The following is a 24,234-nucleotide window of genomic DNA, read 5'->3' as shown; positions in this document are numbered from 1 at the left end:
CGTGTCCGAAGTCCTGAGCGTGGCCGTGGTTGACCCTGCGCAGCTGCCGGCCCAAGGCATCCGGGAGCGCTACGAGCGCACCGCCAAAAAGCTCGTGGCACCGTGCGAGCTGCAGGGCATGGTCCTCGCGAGTGCGAACGGGTGCCCGGACTGCACAGGCCGCTCGAGGCCGCTCGAACCCGCGCTGGCCAGCGTGCTGACGCCCTGGCCGGGGCCTTTGTGCATCAGAGACATCATGGCGGGCATCTCAAAAAACCCAGCCTTGGCTGGGTCGGTGTGGGATCGCGACCTTGCCGCCCTACGCCGCGTGCAGTTCCTCGCGGATGACACGCCGCAGCGCGTCGAGCGTGACCGGCTCCTTGCTGGATGCCTCGCGCAACGCCGCATTGATCAGTGTTTGGTAGCCCACGCCTTTTTGCTCGGCCTGTTTCTGAAAGCTGTCGATCACGTCGGCATCCAGATAAATGGTGATGCGCTTCTTGCCTGGCGTGGCGATGACCGCGCCGCGCTTGCCTTTGCTGAAATCGTAGTCTTCACGCATGGTATTTCTCCGTTTCGCCCGGGCTGGGTATGCACCACGACGAGCACGCGCCCGAGCGAGTCCATCCCCAGGGTGACAAACCGCTGCTCGCCGCGCGCGTCCGGGTCTTCGATGGTCAGCGCCATGCCGTCGTGCAAAGCATCCTCGGCGTGGGCGAAGCTCACACCATGCTTGCGTAGATTGCTGCGCGCCTTGGCCGGATCGAACTCAACGCCCATTGTTGCAATTATACATATAAAATGCATACGGGGAAAGCTGCCTCACGCATGCTTTCTCAACGCGACCTAAAAATGCGAGACCCAGGCGCTCAGGCGGTACACCCACGTCGAGACGGAGAAGCTGGCGGCGAAGTTGGGATAGTTCTTCAATCACTCCCGCCGATTCGCCGCTAGCCGGGTTTTTCTGGGGTACCCCATCACAGCTGCCCCACGATGCTGTGGCACGCAGCACATACGTGTACGCCGTCATCAGATGGGCAAGATTGGTCCATCCTTATCTATCGCCAATATGGATCCGCAGCCCGGTGTTTCGTACAGATCAACTTGTGTCAGTTCGGGGGGTTTCCTCGCTGCATTCTCAAAAACCCAGGCGGCGATGCTTGCCGTGTCGCCATCTCGAATGCCTTCGACTTCGAACAGTGGGTGGTGATCGATCGATTTGAAGATGGGTTCGAAGATCTGTTTGACGTCACCGAAGTCCACAGTCCATCCCATTGCCGGGGGTCCGGTCGGCGACAGGTCCGTGTAGCGAAGGTGCCAACACTGTAGGCAGTTTCCAGTCGACGTGGCCCCACGCTCCCGCGCGAACCTTGGCTCACGCCGCCGTGTCCGGCCGCAAGTCGCGATGGCGTGCGAGGTGTCGCGGCGTCCAGGAGTGCGGCGACTTACGCACGAAGTGGTAACGCGCAACGTGATAGCTGGGGTCGAAGCCGTAGAAGTTGCGCCGCATCATCACCAGTTCCTCCTCGCGGTAGCGCGCCAACGGCTTGGCCGCCTCGTCGCGGACGCGGCGCCGATGCTTTGCCTCAATCAGTTGCGCGAAGTCCGGTCCGGCCGCCAGCGCCGCAACGCGGCGCGCCACCTCCGCGTCGTAACCTGCTGGATTGACGGTCAGGCAGGCATCGATCAGACCCTGGTCGAACGCCGCCTGCGCCGTCAGCGGCAGCCGGTTCCGCATGATGGCGCGAGCGCCGGCCTCGCCCACGCGCGGCGGAAGCAGGTAGGTCCAGTACTCCGAGCCGTAGAGGTTGCCCATGTTTTTGTAGTGTGGGTTAAGCAGCACGCCGGCGCGCGCCCACACTAGATCGGCGGCGCGGGCGAGGAAGGCGCCGCCCGCGCCTGCATTGCCACGCAGCGCCGCCACCGTCAGGTGCGAGCCAGTGGTGATGATGGCCTCGGCCAAGTCGTCGATGGCGTTGATGTTGCGCCACGACTCGTCGGCCGGACTTTCGGCTGCCTCGATCAGGTTGAGGTGGATGCCGTTGGACCAGAAATCGGTGCCACCCGCTAACACGATCACCCGGGTCGGCTGCGTGCACGCCCAGCGGTAGGCCTGCAGCAACCGGTGGCATTGGTGGGTGCCCATTGCGCCGTTGTAGAACTCGAACGCCAGCAGTCCCACGCCGTCGGCCTCGCTGTAGGCGATGTCCTGCCAGGTGGCGTGTGTCACCGCCCACCAGCCCGGCAGCGGTAGCTCGGGCAGCACGGCCGATTCGGCGGCGAGGGCCATCGCCGCCGGCAGCTTGACCGCCAAGTCCGCGTCGCTGCGGCGCACATGACCGATCCACACCGCACCGTCAGTCGTCGCTCGCAGCAGCGCGGTCTCGCGCCGGCCGAGGATTTCGCCAGGGCGGCCGCCGCGCAACTCGGCCTCAGGCCAGGCGTCGTAGAGCCGGCAGGGCTGGTCGAACAGCACATCGGCCACGCCGGGGAAGCCGTCGGCCGCATTGAGCTTGCGTAGCACCGTGGCCGTGGTGTCGCGCGCCCAGTCGATGCGGCGATCGTCTTGCCGCATCAGCGGTCGCAGCCGGCCGCGGCAGCCAGCCGCAGCCGGCGGTACCGGGCGATAGCTCCCCGAAGCGAAGCGCTCGACCGCCTCGCGCACCGCGCGGCATGCTGCCTCGGTTACCTCGTTGCGGTACAGGCTCGCCTTACGCCCGGCGCGCATCGGGAAGGTGTCGGCGGCCCAGACTGGGCCGGCGTCCATCTCCGCTTCGGCCTGCAACACGGTCACGCCCCAGTCGGCCTCGCCCTCCTGGATCGCCCAGTCCAGCGCCGAGGGGCCACGGTCGCCAATGACGCCCGGATGCACCACCAGGCAGACATGGTTTTGCCAGATCGACGCGGGAATCGCCCGCCTCAGGTAGGGCGCGACGATCAGTTCGGGGCGGAACAGGGCCACCGCTTCCTCCGCCACCGCGTCGGCGATGTCGAACTCGATCGAGATCTCGTGGCCAAGCGCGGTCAGTTCGGCGTACAGCCGCTGCGTCAGGCTATTGAAGGCATGTGTGAGGAACAGGATGCGCATGACGGTCTTCAGCAAATGCGCGGCAGCTGCTCGCCGGAGAGCCAGTCGACGATGCGCCGGCCGCCGAAGCCGGTGGTCATCTGTACGAAGTGGTGCGCGTCCTCGACCACGCTGCCAATGATGGCTGCGCGCGCGCCTAGCGGATGCGCACGCATCGACGCCAGCACCCTGTCGGCGTCCTGAGGCGCGACGATCGCGACCAGCTTGCCCTCGTTGGCGACGTACAGTGCATCTAGGCCGAGGAACTCGCACGCCGCGGCCACAGCGGGGTCGACGGGGATGGCCGGCTCGTCGATGGCCATGCCGACTCCGGACTGGCGGGCGATTTCGTTCAGCGTCGTGGCTAGCCCGCCGCGTGTCGGGTCGCGCAGCACGTGAATGTCCACTCCGGTGGCGAGCATCGCGGCGGTGAGTGCGTGCAGCGCCGCGGTGTCGGAGACAATGGGGGAGGAGAATCCCAGGCTCTCGCGCTGCGCCATGATGGCCATGCCATGGTCGCCCAGTGTGCCCGAGAGCAGGATGCAATCGCCCGGCCGGGCACGGTCGCCGCCGACGTTTACTCCTTCGGGTACCACCCCAATGCCTGTGGTGGCGATGAACACCCCATCACCCTTGCCGCGCTCGACGACCTTGGTGTCGCCGGTGACCACGGGCACGCCCGCCGTCTTCGCCGCAGCCGCCATCGATTCGACGATACGCCGCAGGTCCGCTAGCGGGTAACCTTCCTCCAGGATGAAGCTCGCCGCCAGATACAGCGGCGTAGCGCCCATCATTGCCACGTCGTTGATGGTGCCGTGCACAGCCAGGCAGCCGATGTCGCCGCCAGGAAAGAACAGCGGCGAGACCACGTGCGCGTCGGTGGCCATCACCAGCCGGCCGCCGGCTGGCGGCAGCAGCGCGCCGTCATTGCCTTGGCGCAGGAAAGCGTTGTCGAAGGCGCGCGCGAACAGTTCCTCGATCAGCTGAGCCATCGCCCGGCCGCCGCTGCCGTGGCTCAGGTCCACCCGGCCGGTCTTCACGTCCAAGGGGCGCACGTAGTCGCGTTTGATGGTTTTCATGTCACTTGCCGATATCGGCCGTAGGTGTAGTGCGCCGCGCAGGCGCCTTCGGACGACACCATGCACGATCCCAACGGTGTCTCCGGTGTGCAGACGGTGCCGAACACTTTGCAGTCCCAGGGCCGCTTGACCCCGCGAAGGATTGCGCCGCACTCGCAGGCCTTGTTGTCGGCCACCGGCCGGTAGGCCAGCGAGAAGCGGCGCTCGGCATCGAATGCGGCATAGGCATCGCGGATGCGCAGCGCCGAGTACGGAACGATGTTCAGGCCCCGCCACTCGAACTCGCGGCGCAGCTCGAACACCTCGGCCACCAGGTTCTGCGCCTTAACATTGCCGTCGCGGTTGACGGCGCGGCTGAACTCGTTCTCGACCTCGGCGCGGCCGTCGTTGACCTGACGCACGAGCATCAGGATGGCCTGCATCACGTCCAGCGGCTCGAACCCGGCAATCACCACGGGTTTGCGGTATTCCTCGGCGAAGAACTCGTAGGGCCGGCTGCCGATCACGGTCGATACGTGCGCGGGGCCGACGAAACCGTCGAGCGGCACGGTGCCGTACTGGCGAACCTCGGGCGATTCCAGGATTGTGGCGATCGCCGAGGGGGTCAGCACGTGGCAGCACAGCACTGAGAAGTTGTTCAGACCGAGCGCCTGCGCCTGCTTGAGCACCACGGCGGTCGGAGGGGTGGTGGTTTCGAAGCCGATGGCGAAGAACACCACTTGGCGGTCGTGCCGCTCGCGCGCCAGCGCCAGCGCGTCGGCGGCCGAATACATCAACCGCACCTCGCCGCCGCCCGCGTCCGCTGCCGCCTTGGCCTTGAGCAGCGACAGGCCCTTCGAGGCAGGAATGCGCACGGTGTCGGCATAGGTGCACAGGGTCACGCCGTGCTGCAGTACGAGTTCGATGGCCATGTCGACGCGACCAATGGGTAGCACGCAGACAGGGCAGCCGGGGCCGTGGATCATGCGCACGTTGGCCGGCAGAAGATCGGTAACACCATAGCGTGAGATGGCGTGGGTGTGGCCGCCGCAGAACTCCATGAAGCTGTAGCTGCGCTCCGAATCGGCCTCTCGGGCAATGGCCGCCGCGATACCCTGCGCTAGCCGGCCGTCGCGGAACTCGTCGACGTACCTCATGTCCGCTCCTCTGGCATCGCCGCTGCGCCGAGTTCGGCGAACAGTGCCAGGGTGCGCTCGGCTTCGGCGGGATCGAGCTTGCTCAACGCAAAGCCGACGTGGACGATGACGTAGTCGCCTATGACAACCTCGTCAAGCAGCGCAAGCGATACGTCCTTACGCACTCCGCCCATGTCGACCACGCCCTGGTCACCGTTCACTTGCGCGATGCGCGCGGGAATTGCTAGGCACATGTCAGTGATCTCCTTCGTTGATCGCCACCCAAGCTTGCCCGAGGCTGAGTCCGCCATCGTTGGGCGGCAGTTGGTTTGCCTGCAGCAGCCGCAGGTCACGCGCGGCCAAGCGGTCGTGCAGTCCCTGCGACAGCACGGCGTTGAGCAGGCAGCCGCCGGCGGCCGCGACAGTGTTGAGGCCCAGCCGCTGCGCGGCCAAAGCCGCCCAGTCGGCCAGCGCCTCGGCCAGCGTGTGGTGGAACAGCGCGGCGCCGAAACCTGTGTCTCGGCAGTCGGCGATCGCCGCTAGCAGTGGCCGCAGATCCAGCGTGCCGTCCGGGTCGAGGCGCCACCCGCCGGCCAGCGGCGCGACCGCGCCGTGGCGTTCGGCCAGCCCTTCGAGCAGCATCGCCGCCTGTGCCTCGAAGGAGCAGACGGCGCGCACGCCCAGGAGCGCGGCGGCCGCGTCGAACAGCCGCCCGGCGCTGGAGGTCGGCGGGGTATTGAGGCCGCGCGCGAGCATCTTCGCCACCGTGGCTGCGCCGGGCTGATCGGCAAAACGTGTCGCGATCTCATCGCCGCGGCCCAGCGAAGACAGCGCCGCGGCGCCCAATCGCCAGGGCTGGCGCGCGGCGCGATCGCCGCCGGGCAGCGCTAGCTGGCGCAGGTGACCTAGCCGGGTACAGCATGCGCCGTCGACGCGAAGCAGCTCGCCGCCCCAGGCGCTGCCGTCGGTTCCCAGTCCGACGCCGTCGAGCGCCAGGCCGATCACTGGCCGGGTCATACCGTGCTCCGCCAGCACGGCGGCGACATGGGCGTGGTGGTGTTGCACCGCGACTGCGCGCAGTCCGCGGCGCGCGGCGAATTCGGCCGCGTAGCGGCTGCTGAAGTAGTCGGGGTGCAGGTCGTGCGCGACGATGGCTGGTTCGACGTCGAGGATGTCACACAGGTGCTCGACCGCCGCCCCCAGCGCGGCGCGCGTCGGGGCGTTGTCGAGGTCGCCGATGTGCTGCGACACGAAGGCTTCGCTGCCGCGCGTGACGCAGACGGTGTTCTTGAACCAGCCGCCTACGGCGAGCACGCTCGGCCCGGCGGCGGGCAAGCGTATGGCGCGCGGCACGTGGCCGCGAGCGCGGCGCAGAAAGCGTGGGCCGTCGGCGGCGACGCGCATCACCGAGTCGTCGCAGCGGATCACGATGTTGCGGTTGTGCATCAACAGAGCGTCGGCGATGCCCGCCAGACGCGTGCGCGCTTCGTCATTGTCGGCGACCAGCGGCTCACTGCCGGGGTTGGCACTGGTCATCACTAGTGTCAGGGCCTGCGGCTCGGTGGTCCAGGCCCTCCCGGCGTGCCGGCCGGCGGCGTCGTGAAACAGTAGCCATTGCAGCGGGGTGGCGGGCAGCATCGCGCCCAGCCAGGCGATGCCTGGGGCGACGCCGGGCAGCGCGTCGTCGCAGCCGGGACGCTTGCGGAGCAGCACGATGGGGCGTTCGGGCGACTCCAGCAGCGCCGCCTCGGCGTCGCCCGCCGTAACGAACGCGCGGGTGCTGGCGAGGTTGGCGAACATCACGGCGAAGGGCTTCTCCTCGCGGGACTTACGCGCGCGCAGCCGGGCGACGGACGACGCGTTGCGCGCGTCGCACGCCAAGTGAAAACCGCCAAGTCCCTTGAGGGCGACGAGGGCGCCGTCCGACAGCAGCCGCAGCGTTTGGGCGATCGGATCGCCGAGGATCGGTTCGCCAGCGGCGTCGCGCAAGTCCAACCGCGGCCCGCAGGCCGGGCAAGCGTCGGGCTCGGCATGGAAGCGCCGCGATGCCGGGTCGTGGTACTCGGCGGCGCAGTCCGGGCAGAGCGTGAACGCAGCCATGCTGGTCTGTGCACGGTCGTAGGGCAGATGCCGGGTGATGGTATAGCGCGGGCCGCACTGGGTGCAGTTGGTGAAGGCATAGCGCCAGCGCCGGTCGGCTGGGTCGAACAGGTCGGCCAAGCAATCCGCGCAGGTAGCCACGTCGGGCGGGATGGCGGTCGCGGCGGCCCCGCCGGCGGACGGCAGGATGGCGAACTGGCTCCCGCCCCGCAGCGGCGCGTCGGCCGCATCCACCGAGTCGACCCGCGCCAAACTCGGCGCGTCGCGTCGCAGCCGCTCGGCAAAAGCTGCCAACCGCGCCGTCTCGCCCTCCACTTCGATCTCGACACCGGCGGCGTCGTTGCGCACCCAACCGGCCAGCCCCAGCTCCCGCGCCAGTCGCCAGACGAAAGGTCGGAAGCCCACGCCCTGCACTACGCCGGCGACGCGGATGCAGCGGCGTTCAGGAGCAGTATCGGCGGGCACAATCATGGTGATCTTTCAGTGCACGGTGCAGACCATGCACGGATCGAAGGAGCGCACAACGTGCTGCACGGCGGCGCTTTCGGCGCCGCGCGCGCTCACGGGCGTGCCCACCAACGCCTGCTCCAGAGCTCCCGGTGTGCCGGCGGCGTCGCGCGGTGAGAAGTTCCAGGTGGTCGGGGCAATGATCTGGTAGTTAAGGATGCGCCCTTTGCGGATACGCAGCCAGTGGCCGAGGCTGCCGCGCGCGGCTTCTACCAGGCCGGCTCCGTCCGCCTCGTCGGGAACGTCGGCAACGTTGCAGAACGGCGCGCCGGGCTCCAGGGCGGCAATCCACTGCTCCATCACCGGAATCACACGGGCGAGTTCGAGCAGGCGAGCCACCACGCGGGAATGCACGCTGCTGCCATTGGCCGCGAGGTCGCGCGCCAGGGGATGATCGTCCACCACCTGGCGGGCCAGGGCGCCGGTCTCCATCACCGCACCGTCCAACCGCGGGGCCTTGCACCAGGTATAAGCGCCGGGGTTGTCCAGACTCGCGAGAGTGCAGCCGTGCAGTGGGTGCATCGGCTCCGTCTGGCCGTGCAGCCAGGCGTGGGAGATGTCCTCGGTAATTGCGTTGGTGTCGAGCGGCTTGGGCCCGCCGTCCCAGATGCCAGGTGCGAACAGGTGACTGCCATGCAAGGCATAGGCACCGTAGCTCAGAAATCGGCCGCCGCCGCGTCCGAGCCGGTCGAGCCCGAGCGCGGACGACAGGCGCAGGAAATGGGCGAAGTCGCTTTGTGGATGGACCTGCGCCCATGCCTGCAATGCGGCGGCAGAGTCGATCGCGGCAACCCGCTCCAGCCGGTCGGCGAACAGGGTGGTTTCGAGAAAGCGGCGGAACAACGCGACGATGGTGCGCAGCTGCGCTTTTTCCTGCGGCTCGATGGCGCGGGTGGTGCCGCCGGGCTGCAGCGCCAGGCTGTGCGGCCACTTGCCGGCGAGGATGCCCGTGAGATGCAGGAAGGCGGCGCGCGCGGGCAGCATGTCGCGCGAGGCGGTGCCGGTCTGCGCCTTGAAGCGCGCGGCGGTGACCGGAAAATCGGGATGATCGGCGTATTCCTCGCGCGCGAAGTCCGGCATGAAGAACAGGTAGAAATGGGTGAGGTGGTCGCTGAGGTTTTCGCAGGCCAGCACCAGGTTGGCGGCCAGCGCGCCGTTGTCGGCCTCGGTCACACCCATGGCAGCGCGCAGTGCGGCGGCGGCGGCCATCGACTGCGACACCGAGCAGATCCCGCAGATGCGCGGGGTGTAGACCAGGGCGTCGCGCGGATCCTTGCCATGCAGGATCTGCTCGAAGCCGCGGTATAGCGGCGAGTTCACCCAGGCGGCGGATACAGCGCCGTCGGTGATCTCCACCTGCACCTCGAGGTCACCCTCGACGCGGTTGAACGGCCCAAAGATGCGCCTGCTCATGTGCGTTGGTCCTCGGTATGGTTGACAATCACGCGCATCTCACTTCCTTCGCTTGATCGAGGGGCGCACCTTGATGTGGTCGGCCACCGCGTTCTGGCGCAGGCGGTCGGGTGTGGCAGCCTTGGACAGCGAGGCCAGCGCGACGAACCAGGCCTTGGGCATGTCGCTGGGCAGGCCGACCGGGATGCCGCCGATCTTGCGCGTTTCGGTGAACGGACGGCCCGGCTCCTCGAAGCGCGGAGCGGTGCAGTTGATGCAGGCATAGCCGCCCTTGAGGCAGGAGCCGCCGCCATTCCAGGGGCGCAGGTTGCAGTCCGCCCGCGCCTGGGTTCCGAGGCAGCCCATGTGCTCCATCATGCAACCCTGGTCGGAGGGCTTTTCGGCGCTGGCCTTGAACTCGTAGAACTCGTTGCGCGCGCAGCCGTGATGCACCAGATGGTCGGTATAGCTGCGGGGGCGGGCGAGTTCGTCCAGCGCGGCCTGGCCCAGTTCGCCCTGGGCGAGCTGGGCCAAGGTGTCGGTCACCCAGCCGGGATGCACCGGACAGCCGGCGACATTGACCACCGGCAGGCCGCCGGGCGAGGTCCACAGCGCGGGCAAAAGGGCGCCGCTGCGGGTTCCGTCGTACTGCAGGCCGGTGGCCTCGGGCGTGTTGTCGCCCGCAGCGGTGATGCCGCCGAAGGCCGCGCAACTGCCGATGGCTACGGTGTAGCGGGCCTTGGCTGCGAGGTCGGCCAGCCAGTCGCGCGCCGGGCGGCCGGTGCCGGCCAGCATATGGAAGCGTCCAGTGCCGGCGGGGCCGTGCATCACCGCGCCTTCGAGGCAGAGGATGTCCAACCGCTGCGTACCATCCACCACGGCCTGCAGCAGTGCGATCAGTTCGCCGTTGCTGGCCTCGCTGAGCGAGGGGTGCCAGAGCAGGTCGATGCCCGCAAGGTCGAATGCAGTGTAGAGGTCCGGCCCTTCTGCGTTGAGCAGCGACATGCTGCAGCCGCCGCAGCCGCCGGATTGCAACCAAAGCAGACTCAGGCGTTCAGCCATGCGGGGCTTCCATCGGGATTTCAAGAGTGAACTCGGCGCCGCCATCAGGGTGATTGCGCACGCTGAGCGCACCGGCGCACTGCTCGGCTGCCAGGCCATAACTGATGTACAGGCCCAGACCGGTGCCTTTGCCCACAGCCTTGGTGGTGAAGAAAGGGTCGAACACCCGCAACAGGTTGTCCTCGGAGATGCCGCTGCCGTGGTCGCGCACCTGGACGCGAGCGTGGCCGTCCGTAGCCGAGACGCGCAGGTCCAGCCGGGGCTGGTCCATGCCGTTCATGGCGTCGAATGCGTTCTGGATCAGGTTGATTAGGATCTGCTGCACATGGCCCTCGCTGTTGTGCACGGGCAGCTCGGCGGGCATGTCGAGGCGGATCTGTGCCTGCTGGCGGACGGCCTTGCTGACCCAGGCCAGACTGGACTCGACGAGGCGACAGAGGTCGAAGGTGCTGCACTTCTGGTGCTGCGGGGTGGCGAAGTGGCGCAGGTTCTGAACGATGTCGCTCACCCGCTCCGCGCCTTCGAGCGAGCCGGCGATCAGCGGCCCGAGATCCTTGAGGATGCGGTCGATACGGTTGCTCTTGCGCGCCTGTTCCAGGAGGTCGGGCGGGGCGCCGCGTTGCACCAGGTCCAGGTAGTCCTGCAGGCGTTCGCCATAGCGTTGCAGGGTGTGCATGTTGCCGAACACGAAGCTGATCGGGTTGTTCAGTTCGTGTGCCACGCCGGCCACCAGACGGCCGAGCGAGGCCATCTTCTCCGACTGTACAAGGTGCTGCTGCGCGGTTTTGAGCTGCTTGTGGGTTTCCTGTAGATCACGGTAGGCGCGCCGCAGTTCGCCAAGCGGGCGGCCGGTGACCACCATGCCCGATAGCGTCCCCTCGTTGTCATAGCGGGGGCTACAGTTCACCGCCAGTGGCACGGCCTCGCCGTTGGCTGCAAGGATCTCGATTTCGCAATCGAGGATGCCGCCGGTGCGGATGTGGTCGGGGAAGTTGGCGATCATCGGCGCGGCGGACAGCGCGAACAGCGCCGACAATTCGGTACCGACGAGTTCCGCCTCGCTGCGGCCGAGCAGGTTGACCATCGCTTTGTTCGCCCGCTGAATGCGGCCCTGCACGTTCGCAACAACCAGCACGTCCGACATGGATGACAGCACGCTGTCGATGAAGCGTTGCGCCTCTTCCAGCGCGGCGTTCTTCTCTTCCAGGTCCACCTGGTAGCGCACCAGATCGGCGTAGATCTCGTCCATGCGGTGGATGACCTCGATCCACGCGTCTTCGCTCATGCCAAGCGGCGCGGCGGGTCCCGGTGGTGCCGCCGCTTCGCCGCGCAGATCGAGGTGGCGAAGATCAGCCATGGTCGACCCACTCCTCGATCTGCTCGATCTTCTCCAGTCCGTAGCGCTCGAGCTTGCTGCGCAGGCCAACGCGCGACAGCCCTAGCTCTTGCGCCGCGCGGGTCTTGTTCCAACGATGGCGGATGAGGGTTTCCTTCACGATGCGCGCCTCCAGCGACTCCATTCGCTCCTTGAGCGAGCCGTCGATGCCGGCGAGCAGGTCGAGCGCCTCGGCCGCCTCCTCGGTGGTGCCACGCAGGATGTGCGGGGAAATCAGCTCGGCGCCGAGCTGATCGGTGGGTGCCAGCACGAGCATGCGTTTGATCTCGTTCTGCAGTTCGCGCACATTGCCAGGCCAGTCGTAGGCCTGCAAGCAGGCCAGGGCTTCGTGCGTGATACCGCGCACCGTCTTTCCCAGGGTGCGCATGGCCTCCTGCAGCAGCGACTGCGCCAGCACCGGGATATCGGTGCGGCGCTCGCGCAGCGGCGGAATGGCGATGCTGAAGGTGGCCAGCCGGAAGAACAGATCCTGCCGAAAGCGGCCCGACCGCACCTCCTCCTTGAGGTCGCGGTGCGTGGCGGCCAGCACCCGCACGTCGACCGAGCGGCGGGTGTTGCTGCCCAGCGGGCGAATCTCGCCCTCCTGCAGCACCCGCAGCAGCTTGACCTGGAAGGCGGGGGAAATGTCGCCCACTTCGTCGAGGAAGATCGTGCCGCCGTTGGCACGCTCGAACAGGCCGATGCGGTCTTCCACCGCGCCGGTGAAGGCACCGCGTTTGTGGCCGAAGAGTTCACTTTCGAGCAGGTCGTCGGGCAGGGCGCCGCAGTTCTCGGCGACGAAGGGCTTGTCGCCGCGCAGGCTGTTGTAGTGCAGGGCGCGCGCGAACAGTTCCTTGCCTGTGCCGGACTCGCCGCACACCATCACGTTGACGTCGTAGGTGGAGACGGTGCGCACCGTGTCACACACCGCGTTGAGCGGGCTGTCGGGCGCGCGTACGATGCCCTGGTCCCAGTCGAAGCGGGCCTGTAGTACGCGGCGCTTCTCCTGCAGGCTGTCGCTCAGGGTGGCGGGTTTGAGCTTCAACTCGATGGAGAGTTGCTCGTTTTCGCGCTGCAGGCGGAACAGGTCCACCGCGTTGTGCAACTTGAGCAGAAGGTCCGAGGGTGTCCACGGCTTGCTGATGAACTGGTAGATGCCGGCTTCGTTGATCGCCTCGATGATGTCTTCCGAGTCGGTGTAGCCGGAGATGATCATGCGGATCACCTCCGGCCACTGCTGCCGCACCCGGGAGAGGAACTCCACTCCGGTGGTCTCGGGCATGCGCTGGTCGCACAGGATGACCTGGACCCACTCCTTTTCCAGCAGCGCTTCCGCCGCCGCGGCGCTGGTTGCGCGCAGCACGTCGAAGTCGTCCTCGAGCACGCGCGTCAGCGCCTCGACCGAGCGCACTTCGTCATCGACGACCAGGATGGTGGGCTTGGTGGCCATGGGCCGGTTCAAGCGGTGGGGGCGTCGGCACGCAGAGGCAGCGGGCGGCCGATCAGGCGGGTACGGCGCGACAGGCGCAGCCATTCGTGCCATGCGTCCAGCCCCTCGCCGTTGCGCGCCGAGATCAGCAGGATCTGCAGATCAGGATTGATCTGCAACGCGGCGTCGATGCAGCGCTCGACGTCGAAATCCAGGTGGGGGAGGAGGTCGATCTTGTTGATCAGCATGACGTCAGCGGCGTGGAACATGTCTGGGTATTTCAGCGGCTTGTCCTCGCCCTCGGTCACCGAGAGGATGGCCACCTTGTGCGCCTCGCCAAGGTCGAACGCGGCGGGGCAGACTAAGTTGCCCACATTCTCGATGAATAGTACCGATCCCTGCTGCGGGTCGAGTTCGGAGATGGCGTGGCCGACCATATGCGCATCCAGGTGGCAGCCCTTGCCGGTATTGACCTGCACGCTGGGCACACCGGTCGCACGGATGCGCTCAGCGTCGAGCGAGGTTTCCTGGTCACCCTCGATCACCGCGAGACCGAACTCGCCGCGCAAGTGGGTGAGGGTGCGGGTGAGCAGCGTGGTCTTTCCGGACCCAGGGCTGGAGACGAGATTCAGAGCGAGGATGCCGCGTTGCTGGAACAGCCGTCGGTTGTCGCGGGCGTAGCTGTCGTTCTTGCTCAGAATGTCCTGCTCGATTTGCACCATGCGCGATTGGCTCAGCCCCGGCGCGTGGGCGCCAGCGGGGCCGTTGCCGTAGTGGTGGTTGGCTCCGCCCGCCATCCCCTTGACCGCGTGGGTGTGGTCATGATGGTCCTGGGCATGATCGTGCGGATGGTCGTGATCGTGGCCATGGCCGTCGTGATCGTGATGATGATGCGGGTGATGCACAGCACCGGTGCCGGCGAGGGCCTGACCGCTGACCCGGGCTTCGCCCTCGGAACAACCGCAAACGGTACACATATCAGTCGACCTCCAGTTCCTTGATGCGCATGGCGTCGCCACCCTCGACCACCACTTGGTGGTTGCCGCAGAGCGGACAGGGATCGGCGCGTCGGGTGACGTCCACCCGCGTGGCGCAGGGCATGCACCAAGCCTGCGCGGGTGACGTGTGAATGTCCAGCGCGGCACCTTGCGCCACGCCGTGCGCGGCGACCACGTCGAAGCAGAATCGCAGCGCGCCCACGTCCACCGACGACAGCGCGCCAATATCGAGCACCACCCGCCGCACCTTGCTGAACTGCTGGGCGCGGGCCTGATCCTCGATGATTTGCACGATGCTTTCGCACAGCGACATTTCATGCATGGGCGGGCTCCGGCATGGCGAGATGCAGGGTAACCTGCACGCAAGGATCGACGGCTTGGAGAACCAGTCGCGCCTGCCTGCGCGTGGTCGCTGGAGTGCCATGGCCGATGCCGGCGAGCAGTTGCGCGGCCAGTCCGCGCGGGTGTGCATTCCATTCTGTAGGCGCCAGGATACGGTAGCGCGCGATGCGCTGCTGCGCGTCCAGCTCGGCATGGTGGAAGAGCCGGCCGCGGGCGCTGTCGACCCAGCCCAGGCCGGCAGCCTCTGCAGCGGGAGGCGCGCTGTCGCCCCGCTGTAGGGCGACGAGCACAGCGCACAGATCCACCAGTCGCGCGGCGAGGCGGGCGAGCAGGCCATAGCCGGCCGCGGCCTGGACCAGGGGGTGGCCGCGGTGGCGGGCAGCCGGGCCGGTTTCCAGGCAGGTCCCGGCATGGGTGGGCTGGCTCACAAAGCGCAGCGCGGCATCGGCCTCAAGCGGCTCGCGCAGCTGTCCGGGTGGCAGGGATTCGAGCGCGTGTAGGTCGACGGCCCGTACCGACGCGGCGCGCCCGTATAGGGTGCACAGTCCGCGTGGCGCGGCGGCCTCGGTCGCACGAGCCCAGTGACGCAGCGCATCGACCGTGTCGAACTCGAGAAATTCGGACGGAGGTAGACCCAGGGTGTTCTGGCCCACCCAGTCGACCAGGGCCTGCAGCGCGGCAGAGTCATCGGCCGCAGCGTCGGTAAGGCGGACGATCTCGCCGAGGCTGGGGGGATGAGGCAGCACCTCGCAGAGCGCCGCCCAATCGCGGTGGACATGCAGCAGGTGTTCGCGCACGGTTTCAATCTGTACACGGCGATGCAGGGAGCGGCGCTGGGCGGCATTCATCGGCGGTAGCGAATCTCGCAGAGCATCACGCGCGGCGGCGACCTGGGCGTGCCCGCACAGGCTGAACAGCAGGGGCAGAAGCTGCACGGCCTGGGCGGCGGTGCGCCCTTCGAGGAGGCGCATGGCCTGCAGCGGGCGTTGGTTGTCGATGCGCACGGTGCGTCCGCCCGGGGCGGTGGCCCCGATGTGAATGTGCAGATGCTGTTGCGCGACGTGCATGGCGTGGCTCAGCGCGAGGAGCGGCCGAGCAGGAAGCCGCGACGCGAGGCGATACCTGCGGGCGCCGCTTCGGGTCGCGCTGCTGCGGGCTTGCCGTCGGTGTCGGTATCGAACATTAGCGCGAGCGCGTCGCGTGCGGCGGCCACGGCTTGCTCCTGGCTGACGAATGCGTCCATCGGCGAGAAGAGCGAGCCGGTGAGGTGGTGTCCGACCTGCGGCAGATGGGCTGTGAGCAGGCCGTAGCTGCCGGTGGGTAGATCCATCGCCCGCGTAGTGCCAACCTGGGCGGGTGGCAGTTCCCGCCCGCCGGGCAGCGACAGGGCAAACACGTTCATGCACCAGGGGGTGACGATCACGCCGACGCACAACCCATCCCATTCACGCAGGCCGACGGCCTCGACCCGCAGCGCGGGGTTGACGATGGGCAGGCCCAGCATGTGCGTGTTCTGGACGTGACTGTATGCATTCTCCAGCGAACGGCCGATGGGGCCGATGTGGGCATTGGCGCTCATTGTTCGTCCTGCACCACCATGAAGTGCATGGCCTCGCCGTCGCATTCGGGGCAGCGCCAGTGCTGTGGCAGTTGGCTGAACGGGGTGCCCGGTGCAATTTGCCATACCGGGTCGCCCACGGTGGGGTCGTATACGTACCAGCAGATGCGGCACTCCAGACAGGCGTGGTCGCGTAGGCGAGAGGCGTCGCCCATGTAGGAGCCTTCGAAAGTGTTCATTGGAACAGGGTGAGGATTTCGCGCAGGCGGTCGGCGGTGTCGGCGAAGTCTTCCGGCGCGGCGAGGGCGACTTCCGGCACGTCGACGATCTCGATAGTGTTGAGGATCAGCGCGTCCTGCGAGTTGAAGTACTTGACCCACCACACGTTGGGCAGGCGGGTTGCGCCGATGCGGCAGTTGCCGTAGCCGCGCGAGAGGATGGTGGCCGGGCCCACGCCCAGGGCGGTCCCGAGGTAGATGAGGTCTTCGCGGGTGAGAGGTAGCAGGGTGAGATTGATGACGTGCGAGGGATCGCCGGGCGTGTAGCGGACCATCTTATCCGCGATCTCGCTCAGTAGCGCCGGTGCATTCTGTACGCCGGGGATAGGCGCGGCGTTGGGGTCGAGCCGGTTCTCAGATAGCGCGACAAAGCTGCTGGTGCGCACCGCCTGCGGTACGTCGGCGATCTCGATGCGGTCGTCCAGCACGTTTTGCGCAGCGTCGACTCGGCGAACGCGCCACACGCCGGTGAGCACGGCTTCCTGCGCCAGGATGGCGCCGCCGAGCTGGTCTATGGTGACGCTGACTTCGCCCACGCCGAGGATCTGGTTGATGCAGGCGAGGTCGTCCGGGTCGAGATGGGAGATGTCGTGGACGATGGCCTCATCCTCGCCGGGCGCGTAGGCGCGGGCGGTGGCGAGCATGTCCTCAAGCAAATCGCGTATGCGGTGCCTATGGCGCAGGTCTTCGGGCTCGGGCAGGGAGATGGAGTCGTGCGTGTACATCTCCTTGGGCATGGCCATGTATTCGAGGGTGTCGTCTTCCACCGGCTGACTGCCGGGGCCGATGGTGACGATGGGGATGTCGATGGATTTCTGCATGGTCGTGTGCTCAGGCGGGAATGATGGGAATGCGCGGGGCTGGCGGGCGCACCGGGCCGGCGTCGAGAAAGCCCTGAATTTGCTCCAGGTAGTCGGTCCAGTCCCGGATCTTGGAGATGGTGCCGAGATACTGGTTCTTGCGGAGAAAAACAAGTGCAGGCCACAGTTCAAAGCCGTACATCGCCTGCAGGGTGCGCTCGTCTTCCCGTGCGACGACGGCCGGCGTAATGCGTCCGTTGAAATGCTTGACCAACTCGGGCAGCACCACGGCCACGTCGTTGGCCTCGGGGGTATTGGCAGGGTCCGCGGTGAAGAACAGCACGGCGTTGTCGGCTGCGTGCAGCACGGCATCGAGCGTCTTTATGGTCACGCGCGGATAGCCGAGCTCGTCGGTCAGACGGTCGATCAGTGGGGATGACATTGGGAAGGGTTCCTTTCAGCCTTTCAGGACAGGGCGGCGGGGCCGCGCAGATGGTCGGGCAGTTCGGGTTCGCGGTTCACGAGGTCGGCAAACAGGCGGTCGATATTGGGAGTCTCGCCGCGCATCACGCCCTCCAGTGCGACGAGGGCGTCCTGGATGCGTAGGGCCTCTTCGGTTTCGAGCAGGCTGCGTGCATGGCCCAGGAAGACCAGCACCCAAGTACCCGCGGGCTGCGGGCCGACGAGGGTCATATCGACGGATTCCTGGGCGCCATCGGGTCCGGCGCACAGGGCGGAGAACTCAAACATTTCGACGAGGCGAAGGGGGCGGCCGATGCACATGGTCAAAAGGGGCGACGGCTGTCGACGTTAACGCTCAGGCGCGGCCAAGCGTCGGGCAGGGGTTTGGGGTCGAAGCGCACGTCCGGGTCGGCAAGTATCCGCAAGTCGCCGGTGCGTGGCGCGGACTCGGGGTCGGGACGTCCGGCCTCGTAGGGGGCGAGGTCCAGTGCCTGCGCGCCCAGCCGTTCGGGCTCGGGCAGCGGCGTGTCGCGGCGGGTGGCCTCCACGCCAAGCCCGGCTAGCCAGCGCAGGCCTGCGGCGATAGCCGGCTCGATCTTCGCCTTGACCAACTGGGTAAGGCTGCCGCCGAAGTCCTCCAGAGTGTGGGGCTGCACGCCGACCAGCGCGAGGTGGCGCGGCATGCAGCCCAGCAGTTCGGCCGTCATGAGCACTTCCTGGAAGCCAGTCTGGTGCAGGCTCATCTTCTTCGCACCCATGAAGCGGGGCACGTCGTCGCCGATCACGCAATGCAGGGAGCCGGGCTCCAGGCCGTAGTCGACCGCGTCGAACACCAGCAGGACATCGGCGTCCTGCACGTGGTGGATGAGATAGAGGCCCTGCGTGCCGCCGTCCATCAGGCGTACGTTGTCACCGAAGGTGTAGGTGTGGTGCAGGTACTCCACGGCACGCACTCCGAATCCTTCATCGGCCCAAAGCAGGTTGCCGATGCCTAGGATGAGCACCGACGGCGGGTTGTCCAGCATGGCGTTGTCTCCTTGCGTCTGGCTGCTCCGCGGTCAGGGGTGGAAACCGGCCTGCCGGGACGCGCTTTCCATTGAACTCAGCAAATGCAATGCCAGCCTCCGCCGGTCACGCCAAGTGCCTGATTGCATTCAGATCTGACGCGGCCTTTCCAGCGCTGCCTGGAAAAACTGCAAAACAAGTTTCCATAAATACGACTGCAATGGAAACCAAGCATGCACTGAAATGACGATAGTCGCCAGAAGGACAGGAGCGGATAGCTGGTTTCCACCGCCACATCGACGCCGGCTATGCGGCGACCTGGGGTAAACCATGAAATTTAGGGTGTTGCACAGCTAATTCTTTGATTTATCTAGGGGTAATGCACTGGCACACGACTTGCAGTTGACTGATTGCATAAAGGGCTTCCGGTGAAGCCACAAAGTCATGAGGAGGCGGACCATGCCGGTCACTGAAACGTTCTATGAAGTCATGCGGCGCCAAGGTATTTCACGGCGCAGTTTTCTCAAGTACTGCAGCCTGACTGCGGCAGCGCTGGGCCTGGGCCCGCAATACGCGAGTGAAATCGCCTACGCGATGGAGAACAAACCCCGCTTGCCAGTTCTCTGGCTCCACGGGCTGGAATGCACCTGTTGCTCGGAGTCGTTCATCCGCTCGGGGCACCCGTTGGCCAAGGATGTGATTCTGTCCATGATTTCGCTGGACTACGACGACACCTTGATGGCAGCCGCCGGCCACCAGGCCGAGGCCATCGTCGAGGAGGTTGTAACTAAATACAAGGGCAACTACATCCTCGCGGTGGAAGGCAACCCGCCGCTGAATGAGGACGGCATGTACTGCATCATCGCCGGTCAGCCCTTCGTGGAGAAACTGCGCTACGCGGCGAGCAACGCCAAGGCCATCATCTCCTGGGGTTCCTGCGCCTCCTGGGGCTGTGTGCAGGCGGCCAAGCCCAACCCCACCCGTGCCACGCCGGTGCACAAGGTCATCACCGACAAGCCGCTCATCAAGGTGCCGGGTTGCCCGCCCATCGCCGAGGTGATGACGGCGGTCATCACCTACATGCTTACCTTCGACCGTATGCCCGAACTGGATCGCCAGGGCAGGCCGAAGATGTTCTACAGCCAGCGCATACACGACAAGTGCTATCGCCGGCCGCACTTCGACGCGGGCCAGTTCGTCGAGACTTTTGACGACGAGAACGCGCGCAAGGGCTACTGTCTTTACAAGGTTGGCTGCAAGGGCCCGACCACCTATAACGCCTGCTCCACCACACGCTGGAACGATGGCGTGTCGTTCCCCATTCAGTCGGGGCACGGCTGCATCGGTTGCTCGGAAGACGGCTTCTGGGACAAGGGCTCCTGGTACGCCCACCTCACCGACATCAAGCCCTTCGGCGTCGAAGCCAATGCCGATGAAATCGGAGCGGCTGTCGCCGGTGTGGTGGGCGGAGCCGTGGCGGTGCACGCCGTAGCCAGCGCAGTGAAACGTCTGCGCAGCGGCAAGCAGAGCGAGACGCAACACAAGGGAGACAACGAATGAGCACGGTGACCACCCCCAACGGCTACACGCTGGACACCTCGGGACGGCGCGTGGTGGTCGATCCGGTGACCCGGATCGAGGGCCACATGCGCTGCGAGGTCAACGTCGACCAGGACAACGTGATTCGCAACGCGGTGTCCACCGGCACCATGTGGCGGGGCCTGGAAGTGATCGTCAAGGGTCGTGACCCGCGCGACGTCTGGGCCTTCGTGGAGCGCATTTGCGGCGTCTGTACCGGCTGCCACGCGCTGGCATCGGTGCGTGCGGTCGAAGACGCGCTAAATATCAAGATTCCAAAGAACGCCTATCTCATTCGCGAGATGATGGCCAAGACCCTGCAGGTCCACGACCACGTGGTGCACTTCTATCACCTGCACGCGCTGGACTGGGTGAACCCTTTGAACGCCCTCAAAGCTGACCCGAAGGCAACGTCGGTGCTGCAGCAGACGGTGTCGCCGAACCATCCGCAATCCAGCCCCGGCTACTTCCGAGACATTCAGTCGCGCATCAAGAAGTTCGTGGACTCGGGCCAGCTTGGGCCGTTCAAGAATGGCTACTGGAGCAACCCGGCCTACAAGCTGTCGCCCGAGGCCGATCTGATGGGTGTCACACATTACCTCGAAGCGCTGGACATGCAGCGTGAGTTTGTGAAGGTGCACACCATCTTTGGCGGCAAAAACCCACACCCCAACTACCTAGTGGGCGGCGTGCCCTGCGCCATCAATATGGACGGCGACCTCGCCGCCGGCGCTCCATTGAATATGGAGCGCCTTGAGTTCGTGCGCAGCCGCATCCACGAGATGGTGGACTTCTGCAAGAACGTCTACGTGCCCGACGTGATTGCCATCGCCAGCTTCTACAAGGACTGGCTGTACGGCGGTGGACTGGGAGCCAAGAGCGTGATGGACTACGGAGACTATGCCAAGGTGCCATACGACAAGTCAACCGACCAGATGCCGGGCGGTGTCATTCTCAACGGCAACTGGGATGAGGTGTTCGAGGTCGATCCGCGCGATCCGACCCAGGTCCAGGAGTTCGTGACCCACTCCTGGTACACCTACCCGGGGCAGGAGAACAAGGGGCTCCATCCATGGGACGGCGTGACCGAGCCGAAGTTCGAGCTCGGCCCCAACACCAAAGGCACCAAGACCAATATTCAGGAGATCGACGAGTCGGCCAAGTACTCATGGATTAAGGCGCCACGCTGGAAAGGTCATGCGGTGGAGGTTGGGCCGCTGTCTCGCTATACGCTGGCGTACGCCAAGAAGTTCCCGCATCAACGCGAACAGGTGGACCGCAGTGTGGCGTTCTTCAACCAACTTGCCGGCACGAATTTGGACGCAAAGTCCGCCTTGCAGACCACGATCGGCCGCACTTTGGCGCGCGCCCTGGAAGCGGAGTATTGCGCCGACATGATGGTGGACGACTGGAACGACCTGATCGCCAACATCAAGGCGGGCGACACGGCGACCGCCAACATGGAGAAGTGGGACCCGAGCACCTGGCCCAGGGAGGCCAAAGGTGTTGCGACCGTCGCCGCCCCGCGTGGCGCGCTGGGCCACTGGGTGCGCATCAAAGACGGTCGCATCGAGAACTACCAGGCGGTGGTGCCCACCACCTGGAACGGATCGCCGCGCGATCCGGCGGGGAACATTGGCGCTTTCGAGGCTAGCCTGATGAATACCAAGATGGAGCGTCCGGACGAGCCGGTCGAGATCTTGCGCACCCTGCACAGCTTCGACCCCTGCCTGGCCTGCTCCACTCACGTGATGAGCGAGGACGGCAGTGAACTCACCCGGGTGAAGGTGCGCTGACGCAGCGGGGCCTGCGCCTTTGGCCGGGCCCCGCGCCATTGACGAATCAGGAGACAAGCATGAGCGCGCAGTCCACGCATCAAACCCATGTCGAGCCGGCGGTGTATGTCTATGAGGCACCGATCCGGCTATGGCACTGGATCCAGTTCTTCGCCATCGCGACGTTGTGCGTGACAGGGTTTTTTATCGGCCATCCGTTGCCCAGTCAGCCGGGCCAGCCCTACGACCACTTCCTGATGGGCTACATCCGGTTCACCCATTTCACGGCAGCGTACATCTTCATCATTGGCTTTTTGTTTCGCATTTACTGGGCCTTCGCGGGCAATTTGCATGCCCGCGAGATCTTCCTGCCGCCCATCTTCAGGGGCGAGTACTGGCGCGGTGTTTGGCATGAGATTAAGTGGTACCTGTTTCTCGCCCGCGAGCCGAACAAGTATTCGGGGCACAACCCGCTCGCCATCCTGGCGATGCACGTCATGTTTGTGTGGGGATCGATCTTCATCATCCTCACCGGGCTCGCCCTATTCGGTGAGGGAACGCAGGAAGGTTCATGGCAATATGACTGGTTTTCCTCATGGATCACCCCGATCTTCGGACAGCCCCAGGCTGTGCGCACCGCGCACCATTTAGCGATGTGGTACCTGATCACATTCATCCTCGTGCACATCTACGTGGCTATTCGTGAGGACATCATGTCGCGCCAGTCCATCGTCAGTTCGATGATCAGCGGCTGGCGGACCTTCAAGGACACACGCCGTGTCAAGGGTGACGAGTTCTGAGTAACTCTCCGCAGGGCGGAGTTCATGTTGACCCGTCCTGTCACACGACCGACATTCAGGGATTGATGCATGAACTACGACGCAACAGCCGTGCTGACGCCCCGCCCACATGCGCGCGGGCTGGGTGCCTTGAGGTTTGATCGAGATGAATGGGTGCAGCTCGCCGGCTACTACGGCTTCATCGCCGTGCTGCACCTGGCCGGATGGGGGCTCTACCTTTATTACGCCGAGCGCTATCCGGCGATGATCGGTCTGGGGCTGACGGCCTACCTCTTCGGGTTGCGCCACGCCTTCGATGCCGACCATATCGCCGCTGTCGACGACACGGTGCGGCTGCTCGTGCAGGAGGGCCGCAAGCCCCTGGGCGTCGGCTTTTTCTTTTCTCTGGGCCATTCCACGGTGGTCTTCCTGCTGACGGTGTTCACCGCATCTATGGTGAGCGCCATGAAGATTCAAATGCCGGAGATGCAGCACATTGGCGGCGTCCTGGGTACGGGCGTGTCCGGCATCTTCCTGGTGATTATCGGGACGCTCAACCTGTTGATCCTGCTCGACCTGCTCAAGGTATGGAACGGAGCGCGACGCGGGGCGCACGACCATCATCACGTGAATACCTTGCTGGCCAAGCGCGGCTTGTTCTACCGGCTGTTCGGCGGACGGTTGCAGCGGGTCATCAAGCAAAGCTGGGAGATGTATCCAGTGGGGTTCTTGTTTGGCTTGGGGTTCGATACGGCGTCCGAGATCGGCCTGCTGGCCATGACCGCAGGCGCTGCCACGGGCAACCTACCGGTTCCGGCCGTGCTGTCGCTACCTATTCTGTTCACCGCGGGGATGTCCGCGATGGATACCACGGACGGTGTTCTGATGACCAAGGCCTACGGCTGGGCGCTGGCCAACCCGCTACGTCGAATTTTCTACAACATCAGCACCACCTTGTTGTCGGTGCTGGTCGCCTTCGCGCTGGGTGGCATTGAGTTGCTGCAGGTGATCATCCCCGCCATCGGCTGGCAGGGTAGAGTGGCCGACGGCATCGTGAACCTAGACTTCGGTGATCTGGGCTATCTGATCGTCGGCCTGTTTCTGGTCGCATGGCTGTCGTCGTTGACCGCGTGGGAACTGGGCCGCAAGCGGCGAGCGACCGAGGCGGTTGCCGAGCCGACGCTGCACCCGCACGAGCATGCCCACGACGAAGGGAACAGCCACAGGATCATCTCCGCGTTCGAAGGCCCGAAAAATCCGACAAGCGCCTAGCCTGGGCGGCAGAAATCGGTGAAGCTGTCCGGAGTGCTGATGGCGGACAAGATTGGGTCCCTCGACTTCATCTTCCAACGCGAAGAGCCAGATGGCAGCCCGAAGTACGTGATTGTCGAGGTAAAGGCCGACAACCAAATCGAGGATGCCGTCGTTCAGTGTGCGCGCCGATCAATATTGACCAGCGCGATTGCGGGATGCCGATTGAAAATTGACCAGGGTGTTCGACCTACCCTGCCCGTTTTTTGGGCATCGGCGCCAACACAGAAGGCATGCCTGTAA

The 24,234-nt window shown here is 65.7% G+C and carries 26 protein-coding genes; 5 read left to right on the top strand and 21 right to left on the bottom strand.

The genetic code is table 11. The features are described from left to right. Nucleotides 1-298 precede the first annotated feature (298 nt). From THIARS_RS03080 to THIARS_RS02980, 21 genes are all read right to left on the bottom strand, one after another. Entirely contained in the window at nucleotides 299-541 is a 243-nt protein-coding gene (locus THIARS_RS03080) for a BrnA antitoxin family protein (RefSeq protein ID WP_094159423.1), read from the bottom strand. Beyond that, complete coding sequence (locus THIARS_RS03075) at nucleotides 445-759, bottom strand: BrnT family toxin (RefSeq protein ID WP_094160592.1); 315 nt, start codon at nucleotides 757-759, stop codon at nucleotides 445-447. The genes THIARS_RS03080 and THIARS_RS03075 overlap by 97 nt, the downstream gene beginning before the upstream one ends. A 249-nt stretch (nucleotides 760-1,008) precedes the next feature. Further along, the gene (locus tag THIARS_RS03070) at nucleotides 1,009-1,254 is read right to left on the bottom strand and encodes a 6-pyruvoyl trahydropterin synthase family protein (RefSeq protein ID WP_094159422.1); all 246 of its coding nucleotides are present in this window, start codon (nucleotides 1,252-1,254) and stop codon (nucleotides 1,009-1,011) included. 100 nt (nucleotides 1,255-1,354) lie between these two features. Continuing rightward, nucleotides 1,355-3,067 (bottom strand): hydrogenase maturation protein, encoded by a 1,713-nt coding sequence (locus THIARS_RS03065; RefSeq protein WP_094159421.1) that lies wholly within the window; start codon nucleotides 3,065-3,067, stop codon nucleotides 1,355-1,357. An 8-nt stretch (nucleotides 3,068-3,075) separates the two neighbouring features. After that, a complete protein-coding gene (hypE, locus tag THIARS_RS03060) occupies nucleotides 3,076-4,125 on the bottom strand; it encodes a hydrogenase expression/formation protein HypE (RefSeq protein WP_094159420.1) in 1,050 nt (349 codons plus the stop codon). Beyond that, entirely contained in the window at nucleotides 4,122-5,261 is a 1,140-nt protein-coding gene (gene hypD, locus THIARS_RS03055) for a hydrogenase formation protein HypD (protein ID WP_094159419.1), read from the bottom strand. Before hypD ends, hypE begins: the two co-directional genes overlap by 4 nt. Further along, a complete protein-coding gene (locus THIARS_RS03050; protein ID WP_094159418.1) occupies nucleotides 5,258-5,494 on the bottom strand; it encodes a HypC/HybG/HupF family hydrogenase formation chaperone in 237 nt (78 codons plus the stop codon). Before THIARS_RS03050 ends, hypD begins: the two co-directional genes overlap by 4 nt. Before the next feature lies 1 nt (nucleotide 5,495). Continuing rightward, nucleotides 5,496-7,811 (bottom strand): carbamoyltransferase HypF, encoded by a 2,316-nt coding sequence (gene hypF, locus THIARS_RS03045; RefSeq protein ID WP_094159417.1) that lies wholly within the window; start codon nucleotides 7,809-7,811, stop codon nucleotides 5,496-5,498. Nucleotides 7,812-7,820: 9 nt separating this feature from the next. Beyond that, nucleotides 7,821-9,260, bottom strand: coding sequence for a nickel-dependent hydrogenase large subunit (locus THIARS_RS03040; RefSeq protein WP_094159416.1), 1,440 nt, complete (start codon nucleotides 9,258-9,260; stop codon nucleotides 7,821-7,823). Between the two features lie 39 nt (nucleotides 9,261-9,299). Continuing rightward, a complete protein-coding gene (locus THIARS_RS03035) occupies nucleotides 9,300-10,301 on the bottom strand; it encodes an NADH-quinone oxidoreductase subunit B family protein (RefSeq protein ID WP_094159415.1) in 1,002 nt (333 codons plus the stop codon). After that, the gene (locus THIARS_RS03030; protein ID WP_094159414.1) at nucleotides 10,294-11,658 is read right to left on the bottom strand and encodes a PAS domain-containing sensor histidine kinase; all 1,365 of its coding nucleotides are present in this window, start codon (nucleotides 11,656-11,658) and stop codon (nucleotides 10,294-10,296) included. The genes THIARS_RS03035 and THIARS_RS03030 overlap by 8 nt, the downstream gene beginning before the upstream one ends. Further along, nucleotides 11,651-13,126, bottom strand: coding sequence for a sigma-54-dependent transcriptional regulator (locus tag THIARS_RS03025; RefSeq protein WP_094159413.1), 1,476 nt, complete (start codon nucleotides 13,124-13,126; stop codon nucleotides 11,651-11,653). Before THIARS_RS03025 ends, THIARS_RS03030 begins: the two co-directional genes overlap by 8 nt. Nucleotides 13,127-13,134: 8 nt before the next feature. Continuing rightward, entirely contained in the window at nucleotides 13,135-14,082 is a 948-nt protein-coding gene (gene hypB, locus THIARS_RS03020) for a hydrogenase nickel incorporation protein HypB (RefSeq protein WP_094159412.1), read from the bottom strand. A 1-nt stretch (nucleotide 14,083) separates the two neighbouring features. Beyond that, nucleotides 14,084-14,425, bottom strand: coding sequence for a hydrogenase maturation nickel metallochaperone HypA (gene hypA, locus THIARS_RS03015; RefSeq protein WP_094159411.1), 342 nt, complete (start codon nucleotides 14,423-14,425; stop codon nucleotides 14,084-14,086). Then, complete coding sequence (locus THIARS_RS03010) at nucleotides 14,418-15,512, bottom strand: nickel-dependent hydrogenase large subunit (RefSeq protein ID WP_094159410.1); 1,095 nt, start codon at nucleotides 15,510-15,512, stop codon at nucleotides 14,418-14,420. The genes hypA and THIARS_RS03010 overlap by 8 nt, the downstream gene beginning before the upstream one ends. A gap of 8 nt (nucleotides 15,513-15,520) precedes the next feature. After that, the gene (gene hybE, locus THIARS_RS03005) at nucleotides 15,521-16,024 is read right to left on the bottom strand and encodes a [NiFe]-hydrogenase assembly chaperone HybE (protein WP_186436545.1); all 504 of its coding nucleotides are present in this window, start codon (nucleotides 16,022-16,024) and stop codon (nucleotides 15,521-15,523) included. Further along, nucleotides 16,021-16,242 (bottom strand): rubredoxin, encoded by a 222-nt coding sequence (locus THIARS_RS03000; RefSeq protein WP_094159408.1) that lies wholly within the window; start codon nucleotides 16,240-16,242, stop codon nucleotides 16,021-16,023. The genes hybE and THIARS_RS03000 overlap by 4 nt, the downstream gene beginning before the upstream one ends. Beyond that, the gene (locus THIARS_RS02995) at nucleotides 16,239-17,102 is read right to left on the bottom strand and encodes a hydrogenase expression/formation protein (RefSeq protein ID WP_094159407.1); all 864 of its coding nucleotides are present in this window, start codon (nucleotides 17,100-17,102) and stop codon (nucleotides 16,239-16,241) included. Before THIARS_RS02995 ends, THIARS_RS03000 begins: the two co-directional genes overlap by 4 nt. Nucleotides 17,103-17,112: 10 nt before the next feature. After that, nucleotides 17,113-17,523, bottom strand: coding sequence for a thioredoxin domain-containing protein (locus THIARS_RS02990; protein ID WP_094159406.1), 411 nt, complete (start codon nucleotides 17,521-17,523; stop codon nucleotides 17,113-17,115). Nucleotides 17,524-17,546: 23 nt separating this feature from the next. Beyond that, nucleotides 17,547-17,864, bottom strand: a complete 318-nt coding sequence (locus THIARS_RS02985) for a HypC/HybG/HupF family hydrogenase formation chaperone (protein WP_094159405.1) — start codon at nucleotides 17,862-17,864, stop codon at nucleotides 17,547-17,549. 2 nt (nucleotides 17,865-17,866) lie between these two features. Beyond that, nucleotides 17,867-18,568: a HyaD/HybD family hydrogenase maturation endopeptidase gene (locus THIARS_RS02980; protein WP_094159404.1), complete on the bottom strand. Its 702-nt coding sequence runs from the start codon at nucleotides 18,566-18,568 to the stop codon at nucleotides 17,867-17,869. A gap of 439 nt (nucleotides 18,569-19,007) precedes the next feature. Between THIARS_RS02980 and THIARS_RS02975 the strand changes: the two genes are divergently transcribed. The 5 genes from THIARS_RS02975 (at nucleotide 19,008) to THIARS_RS18515 (ending at nucleotide 24,234) form a co-directional block, all read left to right on the top strand. After that, entirely contained in the window at nucleotides 19,008-20,108 is a 1,101-nt protein-coding gene (locus tag THIARS_RS02975; RefSeq protein WP_094159403.1) for a hydrogenase small subunit, read from the top strand. After that, complete coding sequence (locus THIARS_RS02970; protein ID WP_094159402.1) at nucleotides 20,105-21,922, top strand: nickel-dependent hydrogenase large subunit; 1,818 nt, start codon at nucleotides 20,105-20,107, stop codon at nucleotides 21,920-21,922. Before THIARS_RS02975 ends, THIARS_RS02970 begins: the two co-directional genes overlap by 4 nt. Before the next feature lie 59 nt (nucleotides 21,923-21,981). Continuing rightward, the gene (gene cybH / locus THIARS_RS02965; RefSeq protein WP_094159401.1) at nucleotides 21,982-22,701 is read left to right on the top strand and encodes a Ni/Fe-hydrogenase, b-type cytochrome subunit; all 720 of its coding nucleotides are present in this window, start codon (nucleotides 21,982-21,984) and stop codon (nucleotides 22,699-22,701) included. 69 nt (nucleotides 22,702-22,770) lie between these two features. Then, nucleotides 22,771-23,952, top strand: a complete 1,182-nt coding sequence (locus THIARS_RS02960; protein ID WP_094159400.1) for a HoxN/HupN/NixA family nickel/cobalt transporter — start codon at nucleotides 22,771-22,773, stop codon at nucleotides 23,950-23,952. A gap of 18 nt (nucleotides 23,953-23,970) precedes the next feature. Further along, the gene (locus THIARS_RS18515) at nucleotides 23,971-24,234 is read left to right on the top strand and encodes a hypothetical protein (protein ID WP_186436544.1); all 264 of its coding nucleotides are present in this window, start codon (nucleotides 23,971-23,973) and stop codon (nucleotides 24,232-24,234) included.

Source organism: Thiomonas delicata (assembly GCF_900088825.1).
Classification (GTDB): domain Bacteria; phylum Pseudomonadota; class Gammaproteobacteria; order Burkholderiales; family Burkholderiaceae_C; genus Thiomonas_A; species Thiomonas_A delicata.
The sequence above is the reverse complement of the archived record's forward strand: the minus strand, read 5'-3'. Positions and strand labels throughout refer to the sequence as shown.

Coding starts and splice junctions, on each gene's coding strand:
- THIARS_RS03010 (WP_094159410.1), bottom strand. CDS start 15,512: ATGCACGTCGCGCAACAGCATCTGCACATTCACATCGGGGCCACCGCC.
- THIARS_RS02960 (WP_094159400.1), top strand. CDS start 22,771: ATGAACTACGACGCAACAGCCGTGCTGACGCCCCGCCCACATGCGCGC.
- THIARS_RS03025 (WP_094159413.1), bottom strand. CDS start 13,126: ATGGCCACCAAGCCCACCATCCTGGTCGTCGATGACGAAGTGCGCTCG.
- THIARS_RS02980 (WP_094159404.1), bottom strand. CDS start 18,568: ATGCTGGACAACCCGCCGTCGGTGCTCATCCTAGGCATCGGCAACCTG.
- THIARS_RS02995 (WP_094159407.1), bottom strand. CDS start 17,102: ATGCAGAAATCCATCGACATCCCCATCGTCACCATCGGCCCCGGCAGT.
- THIARS_RS02990 (WP_094159406.1), bottom strand. CDS start 17,523: ATGTCATCCCCACTGATCGACCGTCTGACCGACGAGCTCGGCTATCCG.
- hypD (WP_094159419.1), bottom strand. CDS start 5,261: ATGAGGTACGTCGACGAGTTCCGCGACGGCCGGCTAGCGCAGGGTATC.
- hypB (WP_094159412.1), bottom strand. CDS start 14,082: ATGTGTACCGTTTGCGGTTGTTCCGAGGGCGAAGCCCGGGTCAGCGGT.
- THIARS_RS02975 (WP_094159403.1), top strand. CDS start 19,008: ATGCCGGTCACTGAAACGTTCTATGAAGTCATGCGGCGCCAAGGTATT.
- THIARS_RS03030 (WP_094159414.1), bottom strand. CDS start 11,658: ATGGCTGATCTTCGCCACCTCGATCTGCGCGGCGAAGCGGCGGCACCA.
- cybH (WP_094159401.1), top strand. CDS start 21,982: ATGAGCGCGCAGTCCACGCATCAAACCCATGTCGAGCCGGCGGTGTAT.
- THIARS_RS02970 (WP_094159402.1), top strand. CDS start 20,105: ATGAGCACGGTGACCACCCCCAACGGCTACACGCTGGACACCTCGGGA.
- hybE (WP_186436545.1), bottom strand. CDS start 16,024: ATGAGCGCCAATGCCCACATCGGCCCCATCGGCCGTTCGCTGGAGAAT.
- hypE (WP_094159420.1), bottom strand. CDS start 4,125: ATGAAAACCATCAAACGCGACTACGTGCGCCCCTTGGACGTGAAGACC.
- hypF (WP_094159417.1), bottom strand. CDS start 7,811: ATGATTGTGCCCGCCGATACTGCTCCTGAACGCCGCTGCATCCGCGTC.
- THIARS_RS02985 (WP_094159405.1), bottom strand. CDS start 17,864: ATGTGCATCGGCCGCCCCCTTCGCCTCGTCGAAATGTTTGAGTTCTCC.
- THIARS_RS03040 (WP_094159416.1), bottom strand. CDS start 9,260: ATGAGCAGGCGCATCTTTGGGCCGTTCAACCGCGTCGAGGGTGACCTC.
- THIARS_RS03065 (WP_094159421.1), bottom strand. CDS start 3,067: ATGCGCATCCTGTTCCTCACACATGCCTTCAATAGCCTGACGCAGCGG.
- THIARS_RS03080 (WP_094159423.1), bottom strand. CDS start 541: ATGCGTGAAGACTACGATTTCAGCAAAGGCAAGCGCGGCGCGGTCATC.
- THIARS_RS03075 (WP_094160592.1), bottom strand. CDS start 759: ATGGGCGTTGAGTTCGATCCGGCCAAGGCGCGCAGCAATCTACGCAAG.
- hypA (WP_094159411.1), bottom strand. CDS start 14,425: ATGCATGAAATGTCGCTGTGCGAAAGCATCGTGCAAATCATCGAGGAT.
- THIARS_RS03000 (WP_094159408.1), bottom strand. CDS start 16,242: ATGAACACTTTCGAAGGCTCCTACATGGGCGACGCCTCTCGCCTACGC.
- THIARS_RS03050 (WP_094159418.1), bottom strand. CDS start 5,494: ATGTGCCTAGCAATTCCCGCGCGCATCGCGCAAGTGAACGGTGACCAG.
- THIARS_RS03070 (WP_094159422.1), bottom strand. CDS start 1,254: ATGGGATGGACTGTGGACTTCGGTGACGTCAAACAGATCTTCGAACCC.
- THIARS_RS03035 (WP_094159415.1), bottom strand. CDS start 10,301: ATGGCTGAACGCCTGAGTCTGCTTTGGTTGCAATCCGGCGGCTGCGGC.